The organism is Streptomyces sp. NPDC005485, assembly GCF_040606085.1.
Taxonomy (GTDB): Bacteria; Actinomycetota; Actinomycetes; order Streptomycetales; family Streptomycetaceae; genus Streptomyces.
Genome location: NZ_JBEXDZ010000009.1, coordinates 55,110 through 78,567, shown reverse-complemented (window position 1 = coordinate 78,567; position 23,458 = coordinate 55,110). Strand labels below are relative to the sequence as shown.

Here is a 23,458-nt window from a genome sequence, read left to right as displayed (position 1 = left end):
GGTGGGGACGGTAGTTGGTGGCTTTCGGGGGCATTCTGGAGGCCTTCCGGGGGCCTTTCAGGGGCCTTTCAAGGTTCTGCCGGAGGCCCTTCTGAGGCGTCCCGGTCATACCCGTAATACCTGAGAGCTACCTCGCAGGTGAGCTCCCTGGTGGGACGCCGACGACACGTCACGGTCCGTAATTTCCCTTTCGGAGACGCCCGATGAGCGGGCGCACCGGGAGGGGGAGGACGGTATGGGGGCCCAGGCGAAGTCGAACGCGGCGCCGGCCGCGGAGGGGGGCGCGGACGCGACGGCGCCTGCCGGCAGCAAAGGGAGCACAGGCCGCGACAGGCGTACGGGGCGCGCCGGACGTGCCGGGCGGCTGCGCCGTGCATTTCTCGCCGCGTTGGTCGTGGGGGCCGTCGTCGTGCCCGTGTCCGCTGCCGCGCGGCCCCGGACACCCGCTCCGGCGCCCGCCGTCCTCGGTCCGGTGACGGCGTCGACGCTGGAGGGGGCGTACGCGGCGAACCGTGCGAACGCCGCGGAGGCGGCGCGCATGGCCGCGGCCCACGGTGACCGAGGTCGCGCCGCGGCCGACCGTGCGATGGCCGCCCCCTCCCGGGACTTCCTCTCGTTCGACGGCCGGGACGCGGGCCAGGCGGTCGAGGTCCTCGGCGACCTCGCGCACGCCGACCGCGTCGCGGTGCTCGTCCCCGGTTCCGACACGAGCCTGGACACCTACAACCGCTTCCGCGCGGGCGCTCTCGCCCTGCACCACCGGCTCGGCCCGCACACGGCCGTCGTCGCCTGGCTCGGCTACGAGACGCCGGGCACCGTCAGCACCACGGTCCTGACGCCGGGGCGGGCCGAGGACGCGGCCCCGCACCTGCGGGGGTTCGTACGGGAACTGCGGGGCGTGGTCGGGCGGTCGGCGCACATATCCGTGCTGTGCCACTCGTACGGCACGGTGGTCTGCGGCCGAGCGGCGCACGGGCTGGACGTGGACGACATCGCCCTCGTCGGCAGCCCGGGCACCGGCGCGGACTCGGCGGCGGGGCTGCACACGTCCGCCCGGGTCTGGGCGGCCCGCGGCGCCGACGACTGGGTGGCGAACGTTCCGCACCTCCACGCGGACCTCTTCGGCACGACCGTCGGCTTCGGCACCGACCCGGTCTCCCCGGACTTCGGCGCCCGCGTGTTCGCGGCGGGCGGCGGCGGTCACAGCGACTACTTCGCACCGGGCTCGGAGTCCCTCGACAACCTCGCCCGGATCACCCTCGGCGACACCTCGGAGGTGACCCATGCCTAGGGGGTGTTTCAAAACACCCCCTGGCCACACGGGCGTCATACGCAGGCGCATGCACGGCCTGCGTGCCGGAGCCCGCCGCATCGACGCCGCCACCCCCGCGGAGCGCGACCGCGCCGTCGACGCCCTGCGTGCCCTCGCGATCCTCGGCGTCGTGCTCGGCCACTGGCTGGTGACGGCCCTGGTCGCGGACGACGGCGGCGCCCTGCACACGGCGAGCCCGCTGCAGCACATGCCATGGCTGGCCCCGATCTCCTGGCTCTTCCAGACACTCGCCGTGTTCTTCCTGGTGGGCGGCCATGTGGCGACGAAGAGTTACGCGTCGGCGCGGGCGCGCGGCACGATGTACGGTCAGTGGCTGGGCAGCCGCCTCGCCCGGCTCTTCAGGCCGGTGGCCGTCGTGGTGATCGTGTGGACGGTGATCGCGGCCGGGCTGCTCGTGTCGGGCACGGGCGTGGAGACGGTGCACGCGCTGGCGAAGCTCGCGCTGTCCCCGCTGTGGTTCCTGCTGGTCTTCGCCGGGCTGACGGCGGCGACCCCGCTGCTGAGCCGCCTCAACCCGCTGTGGCCGCTGGCCGTCGTCCTCCACGTGGACCTCGTCCGCTTCGGCCTCGGTGGTCCTTCGTGGCTTGGCTGGGTCAATGTCGCGGCCGGCTGGATGGTGCCGTACACCCTGGGTGCGGCGTGGACGCGCGGTGAGCTGGACCGGCGCCGCGCGGGCTGGGTGCTGTTCGGACTCGGCGCGGCGGCGACCGCGGGGCTGGTGGCGTGGGCGGGGTATCCGGCGTCGATGGTCGGTGTTCCGGGCGCCGCGGTCTCCAACCTCAACCCGCCGACGCTGGCCGCCGTCGCCTTCGGCCTGGCGCAGTGCGGTCTCGCCCTGCTGCTGCGCGAGCCGCTGCGCCGGGTGATGCGGCGCCCCGTGGCCTGGGCGGCCGTGGCCCTGGTCAACCTGTCGGCGATGACGATATTCCTGTGGCACCAGACGGGGATGATGGCGGTCACCGCCCTGGGCCTGCGCGCGGGCCGTCTCCCCGGTCTGCACACCACCCCCGACGGTCTGGACTGGGTGCTGTCCCGCCTGCTCTGGCTGCCGGCCTTCGCGCTCGCCCTGACGGTCTGCTGGGCGGCCTTTCGCTCCTACGAACAGTCCGGCCGCCGGCGCCGCCGCACCGCCCGTCCCTCGCGGGTGGTCGCCGTCCACCGCCGGTCCACCCGGGCGGGGACGAAGGCGGTACGCGGTGCCTAGGGTTGCCCTCGTGGAGGAGAAGGAGCAGGCGGCCGGGGGACACGGCGACGACGCGGACCGCCGCCGGGGTGCGCCCGAGGGCACGGACCCGGACGGGTCCCGGCGGGCGGAGACGTCCGCGGGCGTGGCTCCGGTGTCGGGGGCGGGGGCTCGTATCTCCCTCCCGGAGTGGGTCGGGCATCGCGTCCTCGTTCTCCTCCGCATGCTCCGCGCCGATCTCGTGACGGGCGATTCCCTCCCGCTTCCCCCGATGTCCCGGCCGCGCCGACTGCGGTGGCTTCCGCACGTGGTGATCTGCATCGTCGCGCTCGTCATCGTGCTCACGGGCAGAAACGAGATGGACGACGACTACGGACTGGGTGTGGCGCTGGCCGTGGCGGCCGGGGTCGCACAGGGCGTGGCCATGGTCCTCGCCCTGTGGCGGCCGCTGCCCGCATGGTGGCTGTCGCTGGCCGGTACCGTCGTGGCGGCCCAGGGCGCGCGCTCGCACATGCCGATGATGGTTCCCCCGGGCCCCAACTGGCCGTGGAGCATGTCCGCGATCATCGCGCAGGCATTCGTGCTGTTCCTCGTCGCGCTGCGGGTGCCCACGCGTGTGGCCGCCGAGGCGCTGGCCGGGACGGCGCTGGTGACGTACCTCCTGCAGGGGATCCTGGGCGGCCCCCTGTACACGTCGACGGGTGTCTTCGCGCTCGTGGTCTTCGCGGCCGTCGTCCTCCTCGGCACCGCCCTGCGCGGTCGCCGAGAAGCCCGCACCGAGCTCGTCCAGCAGGCCTCGCTGACCGCCGAGGAGCGCGCCCGCCGCACGCTTCTGGAGGAGCGCAGCCGCATCGCGCGCGAGCTGCACGACGTGGTCGCCCACCACATGTCGGTGATCTCCATCCAGGCCCAGGTCGCCCCGCACCTGGTCGACAACCCTTCCCAGGAGCTGAAGGAGAACCTGGAGGGCATCCGGCACAACGCGCTGGAGGCGCTGACGGAGCTGCGCCGCGTCCTCGGCGTCCTGCGCTCAGAGAACCCCGACGATCCGTACGGTCTCGGGGCCGGGACGGGCGCCGCCCCGCACGCTCCGCAGCCCACGCTCGACCGCCTCGACGCACTCGTGGAGAACACCCGCGCCGCCGGGCTCGACGTGCACACCGAGATCACCGGGGAGGCGTTGCCGCTCGCGCCCGGTGTGGAGCTGTCGGCGTACCGGATCATCCAGGAGGCGCTCAGCAACGCCCTGCGGCACGCGCCCGGTTCCGTCGTCCGGGTGGAGCTCACGCACTTCCCGCGCGGCCTGCAGGTAAGGGTCATCAACTCCAGACCCGAGCGGGCCGCCCCGCCCTCCCCGGGCGCGGGGCACGGACTGCTCGGCATGCGGGAGCGTGCCGCGATGCTCGGTGGCACCCTCGTGACGTCCGAGACGTCGCACGGCGGCTTCGTGGTCGCGGCCTTCCTGCCCCGCAACGGAGTCGCCCCCGCCGACGACCGCTCCCCCGACGGCGATTCGGCCGTCCACGACTCCCCAGGTCCAGGAGAAGAGACCCCATGACGAGCGGCACCATCCGCGTACTGATCGCCGACGACCAGCAGATGGTCCGGCAGGGCTTCACCGTGCTGCTCAACGCCCAGCCCGGCATCGAGGTGGTCGGCCAGGCGGTCGACGGCCGGGACGCGATCGCGAAGGTCGCCGAACTGGCCCCGGACGTCGTCCTGATGGACATCCGCATGCCCGAGATCGGCGGCATCGAGGCGACCCGCCGCATCACCGAGGCCACCCCGCACATCAGAGTGCTGGTGCTCACCACCTTCGACCTCGACGAGTACGTGTACGACGCGCTGCGCTCCGGCGCGTCCGGGTTCCTGTTGAAGGACGCGTCCGCCGAGCAGCTCGCCGAGGCGGTGCGGGTGGTGGCGGCGGGCGACGCACTGCTCGCCCCGGGCATCACGCGCCGGCTCATCGCGGAGTTCTCCCGCCTCAATGCCACGCCCCGCGCCCCGCTCAAGCAGCGTGTGGGCGAGCTGACCGAACGCGAGACGGAGGTCCTCGCGCTCATCGCGCAGGGCCTGTCGAACGCGGAGATCGCCGAGCGGCTCGTCGTCGCCGAGCAGACCGTGAAGACGCACGTGGGCCGCATCCTGGTGAAGCTGGGGCTGCGCGACCGCACCCAGGCGGCGGTGTTCGCCTACGAGTCGGGGCTGGTGCGCCCGTCGGGCTACTGAGCCCGCTCCGTCCCCGGTGGTCCCCCGGGACATACCCGTAGTACCTGAGACGGATCCCGCAGGACCCCCCTCACTGGTGACGACCGCGACCCCGTTCTGGCCTACCGTTTTGAACGTGACCGAGACGACCCAGACGCAGACGACGCCACCCGGCAGGGCCAAGCCGCGCAGCCCGGAATTCCGGCTGGCCGCGGACGCCCTGCGCGGGCTGCGGCAGGATCTGTTCCACGATGCCTTCGCCTACCGGCCGCTGCCCCGCATGCGGGTGGACGGCCCGTTGACGCGGCGGCTGCCGCCGCGCATCCGGGAGAAGGCGGTGTGGATCCCGCACGCCGTGGTGGCGGCCGCCGGAGTGCTGGCGACGGCCATCGGCGTCTCGGCGAACGACCAGGCCAGCCGTCAGCTCAACCTCCCGCTGGGCGTCCTCTTCGTGCTGTGCCCGATCCTGCTGACGCTGGTCCGGCCGGTCGGCGCCTTCTGGCTGTCCGTCGCGGTGGTACCGATCACCGGGACGTTCGGCGGCTGGACCGGCGACTGGCCGTGGCAGCCCGGCAGCTTCGCCGCCCACCTCGTGGTCCTCACGGTCGTGGCGCTGCGGACCCGACCACGCACGGCGGCGTGGATGTGGGCGCTGACCGCGGCGTACGGACTCGTTGTCGAGAGCTTCTTCGGCAGCGGGCACTTCGCCTCGAACACCGGACCGATGATGGTCGTCTCCGCCCTGGCGCTGCTGGTCGTCACCGTCGTGCACATACGCCACGAGGCGGCGCAGAAGGTGACCGCGCAGCAGACGGTGACCGCGCACGAGCGTTCCAAGCGCACCCTTCTCGAAGAGCGCACGACGATCGCCCGCGAGCTGCACGACGTGGTCGCCCACCACATGTCGGTGGTGGCCATCCAGGCGGAGGCCGCGCCGTACCGGGTGGAGAACCCGCCGCCGGAGCTGGAGCAGGCCTTCGCCACGATCCGGGAGAACGCGGTGGCGGCACTGACCGAACTGCGCCGTGTCCTCGGCGTCGTCCGGGCGGAGGACTACGAGGCCCCGGACGCCCCGCAGCCCACGCTCGCCGACCTCGACCGGCTCCTGGAGAACGTGCGTGACGCGGGCCTCGTCGTGGACAAGGTGGTCACCGGGGCGATACGCGAGCTGCCGCAGGGCGTGGAGCTGTCGGCGTACCGCATCGTCCAGGAGGCCCTCAGCAACAGCCTGCGGCACGCGCCCGGCGCCGGCGCCCGCGTCGAGATCGGCTACGTGCTCGGCGGACTCGGCCTGCGCATAGTCAACGGCCCTGCGCGGGGCCTGGTGAAGCCGTCACCCGGCGCCGGCCACGGCCTGACCGGTATGCGGGAGCGGGTGGTGATGCTGGACGGCGAGATGACGACCGGGGCGACGGACGACGGGGGGTACGAGGTGACGGTGTTCCTGCCGGTGCCCGCGCCGGAGACGGAGGAGTCCGCATGACGGACGGCACCACGGACGGCACCATCCGCGTCCTGATCGCCGACGACCAGATGATGGTCCGCGAGGGGTTCTCGGTGCTGCTCGGCGCGATGCCGGGTATCGAGGTGGTCGGCGAGGCGGTCAACGGAAGGGAGGCGGTCGAGCGGGTGCGGGAACTCGCACCGGACGTCGTCCTGATGGACATCCGCATGCCGGAACTGAACGGCATCGAGGCCACCCGGGAGATCGTCGCCGCGGACAGCAGTGCGAAGGTCCTCGTGCTGACCACCTTCGACCTCGACGAGTACGTGTACCAGGCGCTGCGCGCGGGAGCCTCCGGCTTTCTGCTCAAGGACGCCTCGGCACGCCAGCTCGCCGACGGCGTACGGGTGGTGGCGGCCGGGGAGGCGCTGCTCGCGCCGTCCGTGACCCGGCGCCTCATCACGGAGTTCTCCAAGCTCGGCGACGCGCCCAGGTTCCCGGCCGCGGCGCAGGCGGCGTACGGGGACCTGACCGAGCGGGAGACGGAGGTGCTGGTGCTGATCGCGCAGGGGCTGTCCAACGCGGAGATCGCGGAGCGGCTGTTCGTCGCCGAGTCCACCATCAAGACCCATGTCAGCCGCATCCTGGTGAAGCTGGGCCTGCGGGACCGCACGCAGGCGGCGGTGTTTGCGTACGAGGCGCGACTGGTCACGCCGGGGTGAGGAGCCCGTGTCGTCTCCCGCCGGTGGGATGACGAGAGGGCCGCGCCGCGAGACACCCCTGGTCAGCGGGGGGCGGCTCGGGCTAGCGTCCGGTCATGGCAGCCTTTGATCCCTGGGACCCTGCGTTCCTCGCCGACCCGTACCCCGCCTATGCCGAGCTGCGTGCCCAGGGCCGCGTGCACTACTACGAGCCGACGGGGCAGTGGCTCGTCCCGCACCATGCGGACGTGTCGGCGTTGCTGCGGGACCGGCGGCTGGGGCGGACGTACCAGCACCGGTTCACGCACGAGGACTTCGGGCGGACGGCGCCGCCGCCGGAGCAGGAACCGTTCCATGTGCTCAACGACCACGGGATGCTCGACCTGGAGCCGCCGGACCACACGCGCATCAGGCGGCTGGTGTCGAAGGCGTTCACACCGCGGACGGTGGAGCAGCTCAAGCCGTATGTGCACAAGCTGGCGAACGACCTGGTGGCAGGGCTGGTCGAGGCGGGCGGCGGCGATCTGCTGACCGATGTCGCCGAGCCGCTGCCGGTCGCGGTGATCGCGGAGATGCTGGGCATCCCGGAGTCCGACCGGGCGCCGCTGCGGCCGTGGTCGGCGGACATCTGCGGGATGTACGAGCTGAACCCGTCCGAGGAGACGGCGGCGCGGGCGGTGCGGGCGTCGGTCGAGTTCAGCGAGTACCTGCGGGAGCTGATCGAGGTCCGCCGCAAGGAGCCGGGGGAGGACCTGATCTCGGGGCTGATCGCGGCGTACGACGAGGGCGACCGGCTGACCGAGCAGGAGATGATCTCCACCTGTGTCCTGCTGCTGAACGCGGGGCACGAGGCGACGGTGAACTCGACGGTGAACGGCTGGTGGACGCTGTTCCGCCACCCCGACCAGCTGGCGGCCCTGCGCGCGGACCACACCCTCGTCCCGTCCGCCGTGGAGGAGCTGATGCGCTACGACACCCCGCTTCAGCTCTTCGAGCGCTGGGTGCTGGACGACATCGAGATCGCCGGGACGACGATCCCGCGCGGGTCCGAGATCGCGATGCTCTTCGGTTCCGCCAACCACGACCCCGAGGTCTTCCAGGACCCCGAGCGCCTGGATCTGACGCGCGCCGACAACCCGCACATCTCCTTCAGCGCGGGCATCCACTACTGCATCGGCGCGCCCCTGGCCCGTATAGAGCTGGCGGCTTCCATGACGGCTCTGCTGACGAAGGCCCCGACGCTGAGCCTGGCGGCGGAGCCGGGACGCAAGCCGAACTTCGTGATCCGGGGCCTGGAGGGGCTCAGCGTCGCGGTCTGAGCCGCCGGAGCAGGGCCCAGACGCCCAGGGCGGCGGCGGTTCCGCCGAGGATCGCCAGCGGCAGTTCGGCGTAGAGCACGCGCCAGTCGGGTGCCTGCTCGAACCGCCAGAGCCGCTTGCGGACGTCGACGGCCCACACCGCGAGCCCCGCGCCCGCGCCGACGGCCGCGATCAGACAGCCGGCGGCGGCCTCCGTACGTTGTCCCATGCCCGGGAGAGACGTACGGGGGCCGCTTCGGGGTTCCCGCGCCGGTCAGGTCGTCAGGTCGCGGCGCCGCAGACCCGCCAGTCCGCCCGCCACCAGTACCGCAGCGAGCCCGAGCAGGATCAGCACGGGTTGCCATTGCATCGCCCCGCCCGGCAGCTTCGGGAGGTGGCCGAAGGGCGACAGGTCCAGTACCGCCCGGGGAGCGTCCAGGGCGGGACCCACCCAGCCGATCAGCAGGACCGCCCCGGCCACGCCCCACGCCGCCGTCGCGCCCCGCGGAGCAATCCCGTGCAGCATCACCGCGAGCCCGCCGACGACCCAGACCCCGGCGACCTGTACGAGGCACGCGGCCAGGATCGGCCCGGCCTCCTTGCCGTATCCGACCGCGAAGCCCAGGCCCGCGAGCAGCATGATCAGCAAGGCGCCCCCGAAGGCGATCACCAGGTGCCCGGCGGCCCACCGCAGCCGCCCAACGGCGTTCGCCAGCACGGGTTCCGCCCTGCCGGACGTCTCCTCGCCGTGCAGCCGCAGGACGGAGCCGACGACGTACAGCGCGGCGACCAGCCCGAGCATCCCGACCATCGAGGCGAGGAAGGCGTCCGTCAGGCCGCTGTGACCGCCCATCCGCTCGAAGATCTCTCGGGCGTTCTTGTTGTCGCCGACCAGATCGGCCGCGCCCTCCGTCAGGCCGCCGTAGACCACTCCGGCGAGGAAGAAGCCGATGCTCCAGCCCAGCACGCTCCCGCGTTGCAGCCGCCAGGCCAGTGCCGCCGCCGTGCCGAGGCGGCCGACGGCAGGTCCGGGCCGGGTGGGCATGAAGCTCATGCCGACGTCCCGGCGCCCGGCGAGCGCGTACGCCACCGCGCCCTGGATCAGCACGGCCGCCGCGAACAGCAGGAGCACCCACCAGCGTTCGTGCGCGTACGGCCGCAGGTTCTCCAGCCAGCCGAGCGGCGAGAGCCAGGTCAGCACGGACGAGCCGTCGTCGGTCGTCGAGTCGCCCGCCGCGCGCAGCACGAAGGCGGCGCCCAGGATCGCGGCCGTGAGCCCGCGCGCGAGCCGTGCGCTCTGCGTGAACTGCGCGACGATCGCCGCCATCGTGGCGAACACCGCCCCGACGCCCGCGATCCCGAGCCCGAAGGCCAGCGCGCCCGCCGTCCCCTGCCCGGCCAGCCCGGCCGTGATCAGCAGGGCCAGGACGGCGTTCGCGACCGCGGCCGCCCCCAGCGCCGCCGTCAGCGAGGCGCGCCGGCCCACCGCGGCGGAGGCGATCAGCTCCTGCCGGCCGCTCTCCTCCTCGTCGCGGGTGTGCCGTACGACGACCAGAAGGCCGGTGACGGCGGCGAGGGCGCCCGCGTAGACGCCGACGCGCCAGGCGGTGAGGGCGCCGAGGGAGTCGCCGAAGACGGGGCCGATCAGGGAGCGGAAGGAGGAGTTGGTGGCGACCTGGTGCAGCAGGTCGGTGCGCTCGGCCTCGGTGCCGTACAGGCCCTTCAGCGTGTTCGGCATGGAGAGGACCATCAGGGCGTTCACCGCCACCCACACCGGGATCATCACCCGGTCGCGGCGCAGGTTGAAGCGCAGCAGCACCCCCGTGCCCACGAGGGACGTCATCGCGCCGCCACCTCCTCGTCCTGGTAGTGGCGCAGGAACAGCTCCTCCAGGGTCGGCGGCTTCGACGTCAGGGACCGTACGCCCGAGTCGGTCAACGACCGCAGTACGGCGTCGAGTTTGTCCGTGTCGACCTGGAGTCGGACGCGACGGCCCTGTACGTCCAGGTCGTGCACGCCCGGCAGCCGCGCCAACCCGTTGGGGGCGCCCGCGAGTTCGGCGGTCACGCTCGTCCGCGTCAGGTGGCGCAGGTCGGTGAGCGAGCCCGTCTCGACGGTGACGCCCCGGCGGATGATGCTGACCCGGTCGCACAACTCCTCGACCTCGCTGAGGATGTGGGAGGAGAGCAGGATCGTGCGGCCGCGGTCGCGCTCCTCCTCGACGCAGCGCTGGAAGACCTCCTCCATCAGCGGGTCGAGGCCCGACGTCGGTTCGTCCAGGATCAGCAGGTCGACGTCCGAGGCGAAGGCGGCGACGAGGGCGACCTTCTGCCGGTTGCCCTTGGAGTACGTGCGGCCCTTCTTGGTGGGGTCCAGCTCGAAGCGTTCGATCAGCTCGGCGCGGCGCCCGGTGTCGAGCCCGCCGCGCAGCCGCCCGTACAGGTCGATGACCTCGCCGCCGGAGAGGTTGCGCCACAGGGTGACGTCACCGGGGACGTAGGCGATCCGGCGGTGCAGTTCGACCGCGTCGGCCCAGGGATCGCGGCCCAGCAGCTGCGCCGCGCCCGAGTCGGCGCGCAGCAGGCCGAGCAGAACGCGGATGGTGGTGGACTTGCCGGCGCCGTTCGGGCCGAGGAAGCCGTGGACCTCACCGGTCTCGACGTCCAGGTCGAGGCCGTCCAGGGCGTGCGTCTTGCCGAACGACTTGTGCAGTCCGGAGACGGTGATTGCCTTCGTCATGCTTCGGAACGTACGCTTCTTTCAGAAATTTGTGAAGTTAAGGAAGCGTATGAATGCCGGATAGGGTGGGGCCATGACGGAATCGAAGGCGGGGCGCGACCCGGAGTCGGTCTCGCGGTTCGTCGAGCACTTCGCGGCGCAGCTGGTCGAAGCGGGCGTGCCGAGGATGCCCGCGCGTGTGTTCGCCGCGCTGCTCGCGTCCGACACCGGGGCGCTCACCTCGACCGAGCTGGGCGAGCAGTTGCGGATCAGCCCCGCCGCGGTGTCCGGGGCGGTGCGCTATCTGGCGCAGGTGCATCTGGTCTCACGGGAGCGGGAGCCCGGTTCGCGCCGGGAGCGCTACCGGGTGCACAGCGATCAGTGGTACGAGGCGATCACCAACCGCGAGGCCATCATCAAGCGCTGGGAGGACGGGCTGCGCGACGGGGTGGTCGCCCTGGGAGCCGACACCCCCGCGGGGCGCCGGCTCGCCGAGACGCTGGCCTTCTTCGAGTTCATGGGGGGCGAGGTCCAGGAGATGATGGGCCGCTGGCGCGTCGAACGCGAGAGACTGTTCGGCTCTTCCTGAGGCCGCGGGCACGCCCCGCCGTGCCCTACCGCTCCTTCGTCTCCTCCAGCACCGTCCGCCCCAGCAGCGCGTACCGCTCCGGTCGGCGCCGCTTCAGATAGGTGGCGTACACGAGTCCGCCCACCGCGATCAGCGCGACGATCCACGGGGTCGCCCGCAGGACCAGCGAACCGGACTCCGTGCCGGCCGCGACCCCCATGTTCGACACCAGCAGGACGACCACCGCGAGCATCGCGATCCCGCCGGCCAGTGGGGCGGTGAACGTCCTGAACCAGTGCCGGCTCTCGGGGTGGTTCCTGCGGAAGTAGGCGAGCACCGCGAACGAGCACACGGCCTGCACGACCAGGATCGCCATGGTGCCGAGAATGGCGAGCAGGACGTAGGTGCCGGTGTACGGGTCCTTGCCGGCGATCCAGAACGCGCCGATCAGGACGGCGCTGATGACCGACTGGACGATGCCCGCGATGTGCGGGGAGCCGTGCCGTGGGTGGGTGCGGCCGATGGTGCGCTGAAGGGACGGCAGGACGCCCTCGCGCCCGAGCGCGTACATGTAGCGGGCGGCGCAGTTGTGGAAGGCCATGCCGCAGGCCAGCGAGCCGGTGATCATCAGCCACTGCATGACGTCGACGGCCCAGTGGCCGACGTAGCGCTCGGTGGGGTTGAAGAAGAGGGCGAGCGGGTTGGCGGAGGAGGCGGCCTTCACCGCGTCGGCCTCGCCGTTGCCGGTGATGGCCATCCAGGAGACGAGGACGTAGAAGACGCCGACGCCGAGGACCGAGATCATCGTTGCCTTGGGGATGATCTTCTTGGGGTCGCGGGACTCCTCGCCGTACATCGCCGTCGACTCGAAGCCGACCCACGACCAGAACGCGAAGAAGAGGCCGAGGCCGGCGCTGGTGCCCTTGAAGGCGTTGACCGGGTTGACCGGGCCGAAGGTGAAGCCGTTCGGGCCGCCGCCGTGCGCGGCGACGGACACCGCCATCGCGGCGAGGACCGTGACCTCGGTGGCCAGCAGCACGACGAGCAGCTTCTCGGCGACCGAGACGCCGAACCAGGTGCCCACCGAGTTGATCGCGAGCATCAGGACCGCGAAGGCCCACCACGGGATGTCGAGGCCGGTCTGGTCCTTGAGGGTGGTGGTCGCGAAGGTCGAGAAGATGCCGATCAGGGCCGGCTCGAAGACGACGTACGCGAAGGTCGCGAGCAGTCCCGAGGCGAGGCCCACGGTGCGGCCGAGACCGTAGGAGATGAAGCCGTAGAAGGCGCCCGTGGAGGTGATGTGCTTCGCCATCGAGGTGAAGCCGACCGCAAAGATTGCCAGGACGACCATTGCGACGAGATAGCTCGCCGGGGCGCCGATGCCGTTTCCGGCGGAGACCATGAAGGGCACGTTCCCTGTCATGGCGGTGATCGGCGCGGCGGTGGCGATCGCCATGAAGACCACGCCGAGCAGGCCGATGGCGTTCGGTTTGAGCCGGTGAACGGTGCTTCCGGGCGCCCCTTCGGAAGCGTCCGCCGCTTCTCCGGCTCCGGGGGCCAGGTCCTCTTGTACGGCCATGGAGTGGCACCCTTCCTGCTGCGCTCAGTGTGTCCGCCTGAGCCGGAATCCTCCTGGGTGAATGAGTCCGCGTAAAGGTATCGGCGTTAAATATTTGTCTCGTAGACCTTTGGGATGGGTGTCGCGACCCCGGGCCGCGGTCGCATGCGACGCTCAGCCCGGCAGCGTGAGGCCCCAGGCCCCCTCGCGCACCGTCCACGTCCGGGTCCGCACGGGCCCGCTGATCACCGAGTCCGCCCGGTAGCGGAAGTCCGGCCCGGAGACGGTGACGCGCTTCCCGACGGCCAGCAGGGGGGAGGCGGCCGCGCCCACGGACAGCGGGTGGATCTCGACCTCCGCGCCTCCCGAGGCCCCCGGCGTCACCGACAGGGCCTCCACGGGCTGATCGAGGTCGACCACGGTCACGCCGTCGACCTCGACGCGCAGCCGGACCGACCGGGACCCGCCCCCGGGCCCGGGGACGGAAGCCACCCGCGCCGGCCGCGCGGCCAGCGTGCGCACGAGCGACTGGCACGTACGCAGCCACGGATGCCCGGGACCCGCGGGCGCCCTCTCCGCGGCCCCCACCGGCGCCGGAACGGTCGCCGCGGGTATCCGCAGCGCCCCCAGCACCACCCCGTCGCTGTCGTCCACCAGCAGGTCCAGCCGCCGTTCCGTCCCGTCGAGGACAGCCCGGGCCGCCGCCACGGCTCCCGTGGGCACCCCCAGGGCGCGCGCCAGCGAGAGCGCACCCCCGACGGGCACGAGGGACAGCCCGCACGTGGCGAGTTCCCGCCGTCGGTGCAGCAGGGCCACCGCGCGCAGCAGAGCCCGGTCGTCGCCCACCACGACAGGCCGTCTCGACCCTCTTCGGGCCAGTGCGCGGGCGAATTCCTCGGGCCCCTCGGGGAGGCACACTTTGGCGCTCGCACCTGCGCTGAGCACGTCTTTTGCGATCCGTACCGACTCACCGTCACTGCGACGGGCGACCGGGTCGATGACCACCAGAAGCTGGTCGGAAGCCGCCACCTCGGTCATGCCTCGCTTCCTCGGGTAGCATCTTTGTGCAAGAGCCCCTTGCGCTATTGCGCCAGGGGCTTCGTCTATTCCGGGGCATCCGGTCCGACGGTCGCGGCCAAAGGTGGTCGCCGGCGTACGCAGCCGTACACATGTTCAGCCGCGTACGTCCCCGACCTTGGACATGCCCCGCCCGGAAGGGGTGTACGCCTGTGCCCGCACTTGTGCTGCTCGGTGCTCAGTGGGGTGACGAAGGCAAGGGAAAGGCCACCGACCTGCTCGGTGGATCCGTGGACTATGTGGTGCGCTACCAGGGCGGCAACAACGCCGGCCATACGGTAGTCGTTGGCGATCAGAAGTACGCCCTCCACCTCCTCCCTTCCGGAATCCTCACGCCGGAGTGCACTCCGGTGATCGGAAACGGAGTCGTCGTCGACCCGTCGGTCCTGTTCTCCGAGCTGAACGGACTGAACGAGCGAGGCGTTGACACGTCCAAGCTCCTGATCAGCGGAAACGCTCACGTCATCACGCCGTACAACGTCACCGTCGACAAGGTGACGGAACGCTTCCTCGGGAAGCGCAAGATCGGCACGACCGGGCGCGGTATCGGCCCGACGTACGCGGACAAGATCAACCGCGTCGGCATCCGCATCCAGGACCTCTACGACGAGTCGATCCTGACGCAGAAGGTCGAAGCGGCGCTCGACGGCAAGAACCAGCTCCTCACCAAGGTCTTCAACCGCCGCGCCATCGAGGTGGAGCAGGTCGTCGAGGAGCTGCTGAGCTACGCGGACCGGCTGAAGCCGTACGTCGCGGACACGGTCCTGATCCTGAACAAGGCGCTCGAGGACGACAAGGTGGTCCTCTTCGAGGGCGGCCAGGGCACGCTTCTCGACATCGACCACGGCACGTATCCGTTCGTGACGTCGTCGAACCCGACCGCGGGTGGCGCGTGCACCGGCGCGGGTGTCGGCCCGACCAGGATCAGCCGGGTCATCGGCATCCTGAAGGCGTACACGACCCGTGTCGGCTCCGGTCCCTTCCCGACCGAGCTGTTCGACGAGGACGGCGAGGCGCTGCGCCGTATCGGCGGCGAGCGTGGTGTGACGACCGGCCGTGACCGCCGCTGCGGCTGGTTCGACGCGGTGATCGCCCGCTACGCGACCCGTGTGAACGGCCTGACGGACTTCTTCCTGACGAAGCTCGACGTGCTCACCGGCTGGGAGGAGATCCCGGTCTGCGTGGCGTACGAGATCGACGGCAAGCGCGTCGAGGAACTCCCGTACTCCCAGACCGACTTCCACCACGCGAAGCCGATCTACGAGACCCTCCCGGGCTGGTCCGAGGACATCACCAAGGCCAAGACGTTCGAGGACCTCCCGAAGAACGCCCAGGACTACGTGAAGGCCCTGGAGGAGATGTCCGGCGCCCCGATCTCCGCGATCGGCGTGGGCCCGGGCCGCGACGAGACGATCGAGATCAACTCGTTCATCTAGCACGGCGGTAGGACGGTAGGGCGGTACGGCGGGATGGCCGTACGGCGACTCATGTGCGCCCCCGGGCGGCTTCGGCCGCCCGGGGGCGTTCGCGTGGGGCGCTTCGCAGAGACTTGACCCGGACATGGCCTGTTCCTGGTTCCGGACGGGCGGGGGCGGGGCCAGGATCTACGCGTGTAGTCCCGCCAGGCTCATCCCTCTGCCCGCGAAACGCCAGTCCCAGGAGACCCGTATGCCCGTCAACCCCATGGACCGCCGGGAGTTCATGCAGAAGTCGGCAGCCACCGGTGCGGCCGTCGCCGTGGCAGGAGCCGTCGGCGCGACGCCCGCGCAGGCCGCGGCGCAGCCCGGAACGCAGCACGAGAACCACACGCGGAGGCCCCGCACCTGGTCGTTCTCCATCCTGGGCACCACGGACCTGCACAGCCATGTCTTCGACTGGGACTACTACACGGACGCCGCGTACCAGGACAAGGCGGGCAACTCCGTGGGCGTCGCGCGCGTCGCCACGCTCATCAAGCAGCAGCGCGCCGCCAAGGGCGAGCACCGCGTACTCCTCGTCGACGCGGGCGACATCATCCAGGGCACGTCCCTCGCGTACTACTACGCGAAGGTCGACCCCATCACGGGAACCGACGGCCACAAGGGCCCGAAGCACCCCATGGCGGTCGCGATGAACGCCATGAAGTACGACGCCGCCGCGCTCGGCAACCACGAGTTCAACTACGGCATCGACACGCTCCGCAAGTTCGAGAGCCAGTGCCACTTCCCCCTCCTGGGCGCCAACGCCCTCGACGCGAAGACGCTCCGCCCCGCCTTCCACCCGTACACCGTGAAGCGGATCTGTGTGCCCGGCGCCCCCGATATCAAGGTCGGCATCCTCGGCCTGACGAACCCCGGCATCGCCCTGTGGGACAAGGACAACGTCGCCGGGAAGATGGTGTTCCCGGGCCTCGTCGAGCAGGCGAAGAAGTACGTTCCGCGGCTGCGCGCCCTCGGCTGCGACGTCGTCTTCCTCACCGACCACTCGGGCCTGGACGGCAGTTCGTCGTACGGCAGTGAACTCCCGTACGTCGAGAACGCGTCGAATCTCGTCGCCGAGCAGGTCCCCGGCATCGACGCGATCCTGGTCGGTCACACGCACACCGAGGTCTCCTCCTACACGGTGACCAACAAGGAGACCGGCAAGGACGTCGTCCTCTCCGAGCCGTACTGCTACGGCATGCGCCTGACCGTCTTCGACTTCGAGCTCGAACTCGTCCACGGGCAGTGGAAGGTGACCAGCACCAAGGCGCAGACCCTCAACAGCAACACGGTCGAGGAGGACGCGGAGATCACGGGCCTCCTCAAGGCCGACCACGACCTGGTCGTGAAGTACGTCAACACACCGGTCGGCACCTGCACGGCGGACCTCTCCGCCGCCGAGTCCTGCTGGAAGGACGTGCCGATCATGGACTTCATCCACCTGGTCCAGGCGAAGGCGGTCGCGGCCGGCCTCTCCACGGCCGACGCCGCGCTCCCGCTGATCTCCGTCGCCGCGCCCTTCAGCCGCACCGCCGACATCCCGCAGGGCGACGTCACGATCCGCGACGTCGCGGGCCTCTACATCTACGACAACACCCTGTACGGCAAGAAGCTCACCGGCGCCCAGCTCAAGGACTACCTGGAGTACGCGGCGAAGTACTACCACCAGGTCCCGTCCGGCACGAAGGTCGACACGGCGACCGTGACGAACGCCAACAGCTTCTGGGACTACATGTACGACACGGCCGCGGGCGTCGACTACGACATCGACATCGCGCAGCCGGAGGGCTCCCGCATCAAGAACCTCTCCTACAAGGGCGCGGCCGTCACGGCCGACCAGGTCTTCGTCGTCGCCGTCAACAACTACCGCGCCAACGGCGGCAGCGGCTACCCGCACATCGCCTCCGCCGACATCGCGTACAGCTCGACGGACCAGATCCGTCAACTGATGATCGACTACGTGACGGCCAAGGGCGCCCTCGACCCGGCGGACTTCGCAGCCGCCAACTGGAAGCTGACGCAGAACGGCACGCCGGTGTTCTAGGCACTGCTCCGCCGCACGCCCCCACAAGTGGGCGTGCGGCGATGGCGGAGCATAGGCTGAAACGTGCACCTCTGTGTGCGTATGCGTGCGTCCGTCAGGAGAAGGTGAGTGCGATGCGCGTGTTGCTCAAGGCGACATTGGACCCGGACAAGGCGAACGAGGTTCTGCAGGGCGGAAAGATGCCGGACCTGCTCAAGGAAACGATGGACCGCATCAAGCCGGAGGCCGCCTACTTCGGCCCCCTGGGCGGTCGGCGCACCATCCTCCTGGTCTTCGACATGCAGGAGAGCTCCGAGCTCCCACCCGTCGGAGAGCCGTTCTTCACCAACCTCAACGCCACGGTCGAGGTCTGCCCGATCATGAACCTGGAGGATCTGCAGAAGGGGCTCGGCCAGCTCAAGTAGGACATCTGCCAGGACATCGGCCAGGACACCGGCTCAGGCCGCGTCCTCCGGCTGCTGCGCGTCCCAGCGGGCGCGGGCGGCGGTGATCGCGGCCTTGTGGGTACGGGACCAGTCGGCAAGGTCGGCGATGGCCCCGGCGAGGCTCTCGCCGGTGGGAGTCAGCCGGTACTCGGTCCGGGGCGGGATCGTCGGGCGGACGGTGCGGTGCACCAGGCCGTCGCGGAGCAGCCGGCGCGTCGTCACCGTGAGCATCCGCTGTGAGATGCCCGGAATCGCGCGCTGGAGTTCGCGGAACCGGCGTACGCCCTTGGCGAGTTCGACGACCACCAGGACCGACCACTTGTCCCCGATGCGGTCCAGCACGTCGCGAATCCCGCAGTCGTCGTCCCCGCACGGCCCGTTGACCTGCGGGGTTACCGCGGTGTGCGTGACGGTCATGGAAGTGCCTCCTTATGCGATCCGCTGGGCGCGGTGAAGCTGTCGTCACCAGTGAAGCAACCACGTATCGCACGGAGGCATTTCATGATTCTGGTGACCGGTGTGTCCGGCGCTCTCGGCGGGCTGGTGCGGGAACGGCTCGCGGCCGCGGCCGCGCTGCCGGGCGGCCTTGAGGTCGTCGCGGGGACGCGTTCCCCGGCGCCCGGCTCGGGTGAGCGGCGTATCGACTTCGACGATCCGGCGTCCCTGGCGGACGGCTTCGCGGGCGTCGACGTCCTGGTGTTCGTCTCGGCCGGGTACGCCGAGGACGACGTGGTGCTGGCCCGGCACGGCGCGGTCGTCGACGCGGCCGCCGCGGCCGGGGTCCGGCATGTGATCTACACCAGCCTGGCCGGTTCCGGCGAGCGCCTCACCATCGCCGTCCCGCACCGCTGGACGGAGGAACGGCTGGCCGCGGCCCCGTTCGCCACCACTGTGCTGCGCAACGGGCTGTACGTGGAGGTGCCGGTCGGGCTCGCCGTCGCGGGCGCCGGACCGGCCGCCGGGACAGGCGTGTTCAGCGCGCCGTTCGGCGACGGCCGTATCTCGGTGGTGGCCCGCGAGGACCTCGCCGACGTCGCGGCCCGGGTGGCGCTGGAGGCCCACGCCGACCTCACCACCGGGACCCCCGGACGTCACGCCGGACGCGTCTACGAGCTGGAGGGCGTCGACGCGCTGCACGGCGACGACATCGCGGAGGTGCTGGCCCGCGAGCTGGGCCGTGCGGTGCGCTACGAGTCGGCGCCGCTGGGTGCGACGCGCGCCGCGCTCACGCGCAGCGGTCTGCTGCCCTACCAGGTCGGCCACGCCGTCTCGGTGTTCGCCAACCTCAAGGCCGGGTGGCTTGCGGTGGACGGCGGCGCGAGCGACCTGCCGGGACTGCTGACCGCCCCGCCGCGCCCGGTACGGCAGTTGATCGCGGATGCCGTACGGGCGGGGCGGGTACGTCTCGCAGTCGGTGCAGGAGCCCCCTAGCTGAAGATGATCATCGATCCTTGTGCCAGGCTCCGCGTCGCCGCCGCGTGCAGGCCGAGCCAGACGTGGCGCTCGCGGGCGAACGGGCTGGAGTCGTACGGGGCGGGAGCCGCCGGTTCCTCCAGGGCCGTGGGGGCGGCCGGGGGCTGCGGGGGCACGGGCGGGTTCGCCGGATCTATGCCGATCGACGGGGCCACGAACTCGAGTTCGCGCAGCAGCGTCTGGGAGGAGCCCAAGGGGCCGCCGCCCGCGAGGAGATCGTCGTTGGCGAGGGGGTGCGGGAAGTCCACCGGGACGTAGGCGCCCGCGTGGTCGTAGTGCCAGACCAGGTGCGACTGCTGGGCGTTCGTCTCGAACATCTCCAGCAACTGTTCGTAGTCGCCGCCGAGTTCGTCCACCGGCGTCACCGCCAGGCCGCACATCTGCAGCAGGTACGCCCGGCGCAGGAAGTGCAGCGCGTCGTAGTCGAAGCCCGCGACCGGGGCGACCTCGCCGGACAGCCCCGGCATGTACTGGTACACCGGTACCGGCGGCAGGCCGGCCTCGGCCAGCGCCTTGTTGTAGAGCGCGAGTTCGTCGGCGAACGGGTTGTCCGGCGTGTGGCACAACACGTCGACGAGCGGGACCAGCCACAGGTCACAGGCCAACTGACAGCTCCTCTAGCTCCTTGGACGGCATATCGGTCAGGGCAGCGTAATGCGTGCGGGGCGCATCCCGTCCCCCCTCGGATGTGCTCGGGTTCGGCTTCTACGCGCTCAGTTCCCCGCGTGCAGGTCCCATACCCACACCCCGTCGACCCACTTCCCGGGCCGCCCCACCAACTGGTCCACCGCCTTGCGCAGCACCGCGTCGTTCGGCTGCGGGGCCAGCACCAGCGCGCCCGCCTTCCAGAAGGCGAAGTCGCGCTTCGCCTGGGCCCGCCAGTTCTTGCCGATGACCGGGGGGACGCCGGTGTAGCGGACGTCGCGCAGGAGGTTGGAGGTGTAGCGGGGCGCGGCGCCGTAGATGCCGATGCGATCCTTGCCGTAGGGGCCGTTGAAGTAGCCGCCGGGCAGCGAGAAGCCCAGGTCCGCCGCGGTCTGCCAGTGCAGCGCCTCCGCGTTGCCCGGGTCGGGCACGGGCACCGGGACGAGCGACTCGCCCTCGCCGACGTACGCCTTCCACGTCCCGTCGGCGATGAAGTCGGGCACGGCCACGCGGTCCACGGCCTTGAGGGGTGCGGGAACGAGCGGGATCAGCGCGGCCGCGACGGCGACGAGGCCGACGTACTGCGTGCCGAGGCCGCGCACCCTGACCAGGCGTTCGATCGCGATCGCGACCAGCATGCCCAGGGCGGGCGCGCAGATCATCGCGACCCGTCCCTCGATCACCGACTCGAAGAGCGGCTTGTGCGCGAGCAGCGCCCAGGGGCCCGGCAGCACCACGTCCGTCAGCGGGATGCGGAACTTGGGGCCGAGCGAGAGGAAGGCCGCCGCGAGCGTCGTGAAGGCGAGCGCCTTGACGAGGGCCTGGTCCCACAGCCGTATGACGACCGCGAAGGTGAACACGGCGAGCGGCCAGCCGTAGAAGGCGTTCTGCTCGGTGGGGTTGAGGGAGAGCGCGTTCGCCGTCTCCGCGTTCCCGGCGACGAGCGAGCGCTCGGCGAAGGAGAGGAGGGCGAGGGGGCTGTTGCCGGCGTTGTCGCCGTGCAGCACGCTCTTGTAGCTCTGCGGCCCCGCGAACTGCCAGTACAGGGGGAACAGGACGAGGGGCAGACAGACGGCTCCGGCGATCGCCAGACCGTTCAGCAGCGGGCGCCAGGACTCCTTCGCGACATCCCTGCGCACGGCCGCGTAGCCGAGCGTGAAGAGCAGCAGCCCCATCGCGGCGAGCAGCAGCGGCTCCTCGCCGAGGAAGATCTGGTACGCCGCCATCAGCCCGAGCACGACCCCGTCGCGCACCACCCGGGTGCCCGTGCACAGCCGCAGCGCCCGGTCGATGATCAGCGGGACCATGAACAGGATCATGAAGTTCGGGTGGGCGTTGGCGTGGCTGACCATCGGGGGAGCGAAGGCCGCGAGGGCCGCGCCGAAGAAGGCCGCGACCCGGTGGCGTACGACCCTTTTCACGATCAGCCAGTACCAGGCGGCGGCCGTCGCGGCCAGGCCCAGCGTCATCACCAGGGTGAGCGAGACCGCCGGGCCGAAGAGCAGGGTGACCGGCGCGAAGGGCACCGACAGGCCCAGCATGACCGTGTTGGCCATGAGGTTCACGCCGTCGGGGAAGCCCTGGAGGGTGGTGAAGAGCGGGTTGCGGAAGTGGCTGACGTTGTCCGCGGTCACCGCGAAGAACCACTCCCACTGGTTCTGGTCCTGGAGGGAGTCGGGGAGGTAGCGGTTGCCGGGGTCCGTCCAGCGGCCGGAGTAGAGGGCCACGGCCATCAGGAGGAAGAGGGTGACCGCGAGGACGTCGGCGCGGCGTACCGAGCGGATCTTGAGGAGGGTCAGTTCGGCGAGGACGCGGCCGTAGTCGAGGGGCCGTACCTTCGAGCCGGGCTGGTGCGCCCAGCGGACCGGGACCTCGGCCACGGACCAGCCGGAGCGGCGGAAGTGCTGGAGGACCTCCACGTCTATGCCCCAGCCGTTGAGCCGGGACGCGGCGAACGCCTCGCGGGCGCGGTCACCGTCGAAGAGCTTGAAGCCGCACTGGGTGTCGCGTATGCCGGGCACCGCGACGCTGCGTATCAGGAAGTTCCCGGCGCGGCCGAGGAACTCGCGCAGCCGGTGCTGGTGCGTCTCTATCGTCGCGCCCGCCGTCGCGCGCGAGCCGATCGCCGCCGCCTGTCCGTCGGCCAGCGCCTTGTCGAGCCGCTCCAGTTCCTCGATGGGCGCGGCCAGGTCGGCGTCGGTGACCAGCACCCGGCGGCCGTAGGAGGCGGCGACGCCGAGGCGCAGGGCGTGCCCCTTGCCGCGGTTGCGGGGGCTGGTGACGAGCTGGATGCGCGGGTCGCGGGCGGACGCGGCGGTGACGACGTCGCGGGTGCCGTCCGTGGAGCCGTCGTCGACGACGATCAGCTCCCACTCGGCCTCGGTGTCGTGGAGGTAGGCGGTGATCGCCTCCAGCGTCGGCGCGAGGCGCTGCTCCTCGTTGTACGCGGGAACGACGACCGTCAGGTCGAGGGCGGTGGCCGGCATGTCCTCTATGACGTCGGAAGCGGCGGTCGCGCTCATCCGGCGGATCCGTCGATTTCCGCGGATTCCCCACCGGCGGGCCCCGCGGAGGGGGCGGCCAGCCGCTCGATGAGGGCGAGCGAGTGCGCGTTGTAGGCGGCCACGATCGCGTGCGCCCCCTCCGCGTCCCGGTCCACGAGGGCGTCCACCAGCTCCGTGTGCTGCGACCAGAGCCGGCCCTTCAGGTCGGTCACCAGGCGCAGGTGCTGCACCGCGCACACCCAGGACTGCACGCGCAGGCGGTGCAGGAAGTCGGAGAGGTAGGGGTTGCCGAAGAGGCCGCTGAGCTCGCGCCAGAAGCGGAGGTCGTAGCCGATGAGGATGTTCAGGTCGCCGGCGCCGGCCGCGCGCTGGGCCTCCTCGCCGCGCCGCCGGACCCCGCCGAGGGCGGCCGCGATGCGGGGGTCGTCCAGCTGCTGCGCCCGGGCGCTGCGGAAGATGCCGTCGGTGACCAGGCTGCGGGCCTCGATCATGTCGCGGTAGTCGCCGAGCGAGTACTCGTGGACCTGGAAGCCGCGGTGCTGGACGGAGTCCAGGAGGCCCTGCGCCGACAGGTCGACCAGGGCCTCGCGGACGGGCGTCGCGGAGACGCCGTACTGCTCGGCGATCTCCTTCACCGTGAACTCCTGGCCCGGCTGGAGCCGGCCTGCCAGCACCTCGTCACGGAGTGCGTCCGCGATCTGCTGCCGCAGGGTGCTACGGGTTACGGCGCCATTGCCGCCGGTACCGGTGCCGGGCATGGTGTGTCGCTCCCCCATCGCGTACGGATACGTGGTCGTCGGCGCTTGCCTGTATCTACGA

The 23,458-nt window shown here is 71.2% G+C and carries 21 protein-coding genes; 12 read left to right on the top strand and 9 right to left on the bottom strand.

All coding sequences use genetic code 11. From position 1 onward, the window contains the following. Nucleotides 1-235 precede the first annotated feature (235 nt). The 7 genes from ABZS97_RS05710 to ABZS97_RS05680 all read left to right on the top strand — a co-directional run bounded on the left by ABZS97_RS05710 (nucleotide 236) and on the right by ABZS97_RS05680 (nucleotide 8,188). The gene (locus ABZS97_RS05710; RefSeq protein WP_356133928.1) at nucleotides 236-1,291 is read left to right on the top strand and encodes an alpha/beta hydrolase; all 1,056 of its coding nucleotides are present in this window, start codon (nucleotides 236-238) and stop codon (nucleotides 1,289-1,291) included. A gap of 49 nt (nucleotides 1,292-1,340) precedes the next feature. Continuing rightward, on the top strand, nucleotides 1,341-2,537 hold the full coding sequence (locus ABZS97_RS05705; protein WP_356133926.1) for an acyltransferase: 1,197 nt from the start codon (nucleotides 1,341-1,343) through the stop codon (nucleotides 2,535-2,537). Nucleotides 2,538-2,739: 202 nt separating this feature from the next. Next, nucleotides 2,740-4,074 carry a sensor histidine kinase gene (locus tag ABZS97_RS05700; protein WP_356133977.1) on the top strand — a complete coding sequence of 445 codons (1,335 nt, stop codon included), beginning with the start codon at nucleotides 2,740-2,742 and terminating at the stop codon, nucleotides 4,072-4,074. Then, nucleotides 4,071-4,745, top strand: a complete 675-nt coding sequence (locus ABZS97_RS05695; protein ID WP_356133923.1) for a response regulator transcription factor — start codon at nucleotides 4,071-4,073, stop codon at nucleotides 4,743-4,745. The genes ABZS97_RS05700 and ABZS97_RS05695 overlap by 4 nt, the downstream gene beginning before the upstream one ends. A 115-nt stretch (nucleotides 4,746-4,860) precedes the next feature. Next, the gene (locus ABZS97_RS05690; protein ID WP_356133921.1) at nucleotides 4,861-6,207 is read left to right on the top strand and encodes a histidine kinase; all 1,347 of its coding nucleotides are present in this window, start codon (nucleotides 4,861-4,863) and stop codon (nucleotides 6,205-6,207) included. After that, a complete protein-coding gene (locus ABZS97_RS05685) occupies nucleotides 6,204-6,890 on the top strand; it encodes a response regulator transcription factor (protein WP_356133919.1) in 687 nt (228 codons plus the stop codon). Before ABZS97_RS05690 ends, ABZS97_RS05685 begins: the two co-directional genes overlap by 4 nt. Before the next feature lie 95 nt (nucleotides 6,891-6,985). After that, complete coding sequence (locus tag ABZS97_RS05680; RefSeq protein ID WP_356133917.1) at nucleotides 6,986-8,188, top strand: cytochrome P450; 1,203 nt, start codon at nucleotides 6,986-6,988, stop codon at nucleotides 8,186-8,188. On the opposite strand, the gene ABZS97_RS05675 is transcribed toward ABZS97_RS05680, so the two are convergent. From ABZS97_RS05675 to ABZS97_RS05665, 3 genes are read right to left on the bottom strand one after another with little or no spacing between them, the layout of a single operon-like run. Next, nucleotides 8,172-8,396, bottom strand: coding sequence for a hypothetical protein (locus ABZS97_RS05675; RefSeq protein ID WP_356133915.1), 225 nt, complete (start codon nucleotides 8,394-8,396; stop codon nucleotides 8,172-8,174). The genes ABZS97_RS05680 and ABZS97_RS05675 overlap by 17 nt on opposite strands. Nucleotides 8,397-8,441: 45 nt before the next feature. After that, nucleotides 8,442-10,010, bottom strand: a complete 1,569-nt coding sequence (locus tag ABZS97_RS05670; RefSeq protein ID WP_356133913.1) for an ABC transporter permease — start codon at nucleotides 10,008-10,010, stop codon at nucleotides 8,442-8,444. Continuing rightward, nucleotides 10,007-10,906 (bottom strand): ABC transporter ATP-binding protein, encoded by a 900-nt coding sequence (locus tag ABZS97_RS05665; protein WP_356133911.1) that lies wholly within the window; start codon nucleotides 10,904-10,906, stop codon nucleotides 10,007-10,009. The genes ABZS97_RS05670 and ABZS97_RS05665 overlap by 4 nt, the downstream gene beginning before the upstream one ends. A gap of 73 nt (nucleotides 10,907-10,979) precedes the next feature. Between ABZS97_RS05665 and ABZS97_RS05660 the strand changes: the two genes are divergently transcribed. Then, nucleotides 10,980-11,474 (top strand): MarR family transcriptional regulator, encoded by a 495-nt coding sequence (locus tag ABZS97_RS05660; protein ID WP_356133909.1) that lies wholly within the window; start codon nucleotides 10,980-10,982, stop codon nucleotides 11,472-11,474. 25 nt (nucleotides 11,475-11,499) lie between these two features. Here ABZS97_RS05660 and ABZS97_RS05655 read toward each other — a convergent pair whose 3' ends face one another. Both ABZS97_RS05655 and ABZS97_RS05650 read right to left on the bottom strand, forming a co-directional pair. Continuing rightward, nucleotides 11,500-13,032, bottom strand: coding sequence for an APC family permease (locus tag ABZS97_RS05655; protein WP_356133905.1), 1,533 nt, complete (start codon nucleotides 13,030-13,032; stop codon nucleotides 11,500-11,502). A 153-nt stretch (nucleotides 13,033-13,185) separates the two neighbouring features. Then, a complete protein-coding gene (locus tag ABZS97_RS05650; RefSeq protein WP_356133902.1) occupies nucleotides 13,186-14,049 on the bottom strand; it encodes a diacylglycerol kinase in 864 nt (287 codons plus the stop codon). Between the two features lie 191 nt (nucleotides 14,050-14,240). Here ABZS97_RS05650 and ABZS97_RS05645 point away from each other — a divergent pair, with 191 nt between their 5' ends. From ABZS97_RS05645 to ABZS97_RS05635, 3 genes are all read left to right on the top strand, one after another. Beyond that, on the top strand, nucleotides 14,241-15,524 hold the full coding sequence (locus ABZS97_RS05645) for an adenylosuccinate synthase (RefSeq protein ID WP_356133900.1): 1,284 nt from the start codon (nucleotides 14,241-14,243) through the stop codon (nucleotides 15,522-15,524). 232 nt (nucleotides 15,525-15,756) lie between these two features. Beyond that, nucleotides 15,757-17,592, top strand: coding sequence for a 5'-nucleotidase C-terminal domain-containing protein (locus ABZS97_RS05640; protein ID WP_356133898.1), 1,836 nt, complete (start codon nucleotides 15,757-15,759; stop codon nucleotides 17,590-17,592). A gap of 113 nt (nucleotides 17,593-17,705) precedes the next feature. Next, nucleotides 17,706-17,996 carry a hypothetical protein gene (locus ABZS97_RS05635; protein ID WP_356133896.1) on the top strand — a complete coding sequence of 97 codons (291 nt, stop codon included), beginning with the start codon at nucleotides 17,706-17,708 and terminating at the stop codon, nucleotides 17,994-17,996. A 33-nt stretch (nucleotides 17,997-18,029) separates the two neighbouring features. Here ABZS97_RS05635 and ABZS97_RS05630 read toward each other — a convergent pair whose 3' ends face one another. Beyond that, on the bottom strand, nucleotides 18,030-18,434 hold the full coding sequence (locus ABZS97_RS05630) for a helix-turn-helix domain-containing protein (RefSeq protein WP_356133894.1): 405 nt from the start codon (nucleotides 18,432-18,434) through the stop codon (nucleotides 18,030-18,032). An 84-nt stretch (nucleotides 18,435-18,518) separates the two neighbouring features. On the opposite strand from ABZS97_RS05630, the gene ABZS97_RS05625 reads away from it, so the two are divergent. Beyond that, entirely contained in the window at nucleotides 18,519-19,448 is a 930-nt protein-coding gene (locus ABZS97_RS05625; RefSeq protein ID WP_356133892.1) for an NmrA family NAD(P)-binding protein, read from the top strand. On the opposite strand, the gene ABZS97_RS05620 is transcribed toward ABZS97_RS05625, so the two are convergent. The 3 genes from ABZS97_RS05620 to ABZS97_RS05610 form a co-directional block, all read right to left on the bottom strand. After that, nucleotides 19,445-20,095 (bottom strand): hypothetical protein, encoded by a 651-nt coding sequence (locus tag ABZS97_RS05620; protein WP_356133890.1) that lies wholly within the window; start codon nucleotides 20,093-20,095, stop codon nucleotides 19,445-19,447. The genes ABZS97_RS05625 and ABZS97_RS05620 overlap by 4 nt on opposite strands. 108 nt (nucleotides 20,096-20,203) lie before the next feature. Further along, complete coding sequence (locus tag ABZS97_RS05615) at nucleotides 20,204-22,657, bottom strand: dolichyl-phosphate beta-glucosyltransferase (RefSeq protein WP_356133888.1); 2,454 nt, start codon at nucleotides 22,655-22,657, stop codon at nucleotides 20,204-20,206. Further along, nucleotides 22,654-23,397 carry a GntR family transcriptional regulator gene (locus ABZS97_RS05610; RefSeq protein WP_356133885.1) on the bottom strand — a complete coding sequence of 248 codons (744 nt, stop codon included), beginning with the start codon at nucleotides 23,395-23,397 and terminating at the stop codon, nucleotides 22,654-22,656. Before ABZS97_RS05610 ends, ABZS97_RS05615 begins: the two co-directional genes overlap by 4 nt. Nucleotides 23,398-23,458: the final 61 nt, after the last annotated feature.

Excerpts from the sequence above, each read along its gene's own strand:
- ABZS97_RS05630 (WP_356133894.1), bottom strand. The coding sequence starts at position 18,434 with ATGACCGTCACGCACACCGCGGTAACCCCGCAGGTCAACGGGCCGTGC.
- ABZS97_RS05660 (WP_356133909.1), top strand. The coding sequence starts at position 10,980 with ATGACGGAATCGAAGGCGGGGCGCGACCCGGAGTCGGTCTCGCGGTTC.
- ABZS97_RS05610 (WP_356133885.1), bottom strand. The coding sequence starts at position 23,397 with ATGCCCGGCACCGGTACCGGCGGCAATGGCGCCGTAACCCGTAGCACC.
- ABZS97_RS05635 (WP_356133896.1), top strand. The coding sequence starts at position 17,706 with ATGCGCGTGTTGCTCAAGGCGACATTGGACCCGGACAAGGCGAACGAG.
- ABZS97_RS05665 (WP_356133911.1), bottom strand. The coding sequence starts at position 10,906 with ATGACGAAGGCAATCACCGTCTCCGGACTGCACAAGTCGTTCGGCAAG.
- ABZS97_RS05650 (WP_356133902.1), bottom strand. The coding sequence starts at position 14,049 with ATGACCGAGGTGGCGGCTTCCGACCAGCTTCTGGTGGTCATCGACCCG.
- ABZS97_RS05675 (WP_356133915.1), bottom strand. The coding sequence starts at position 8,396 with ATGGGACAACGTACGGAGGCCGCCGCCGGCTGTCTGATCGCGGCCGTC.
- ABZS97_RS05700 (WP_356133977.1), top strand. The coding sequence starts at position 2,740 with ATGCTCCGCGCCGATCTCGTGACGGGCGATTCCCTCCCGCTTCCCCCG.
- ABZS97_RS05710 (WP_356133928.1), top strand. The coding sequence starts at position 236 with ATGGGGGCCCAGGCGAAGTCGAACGCGGCGCCGGCCGCGGAGGGGGGC.
- ABZS97_RS05685 (WP_356133919.1), top strand. The coding sequence starts at position 6,204 with ATGACGGACGGCACCACGGACGGCACCATCCGCGTCCTGATCGCCGAC.
- ABZS97_RS05615 (WP_356133888.1), bottom strand. The coding sequence starts at position 22,657 with ATGAGCGCGACCGCCGCTTCCGACGTCATAGAGGACATGCCGGCCACC.
- ABZS97_RS05695 (WP_356133923.1), top strand. The coding sequence starts at position 4,071 with ATGACGAGCGGCACCATCCGCGTACTGATCGCCGACGACCAGCAGATG.
- ABZS97_RS05680 (WP_356133917.1), top strand. The coding sequence starts at position 6,986 with ATGGCAGCCTTTGATCCCTGGGACCCTGCGTTCCTCGCCGACCCGTAC.
- ABZS97_RS05670 (WP_356133913.1), bottom strand. The coding sequence starts at position 10,010 with ATGACGTCCCTCGTGGGCACGGGGGTGCTGCTGCGCTTCAACCTGCGC.
- ABZS97_RS05625 (WP_356133892.1), top strand. The coding sequence starts at position 18,519 with ATGATTCTGGTGACCGGTGTGTCCGGCGCTCTCGGCGGGCTGGTGCGG.
- ABZS97_RS05705 (WP_356133926.1), top strand. The coding sequence starts at position 1,341 with ATGCACGGCCTGCGTGCCGGAGCCCGCCGCATCGACGCCGCCACCCCC.
- ABZS97_RS05640 (WP_356133898.1), top strand. The coding sequence starts at position 15,757 with ATGCCCGTCAACCCCATGGACCGCCGGGAGTTCATGCAGAAGTCGGCA.
- ABZS97_RS05655 (WP_356133905.1), bottom strand. The coding sequence starts at position 13,032 with ATGGCCGTACAAGAGGACCTGGCCCCCGGAGCCGGAGAAGCGGCGGAC.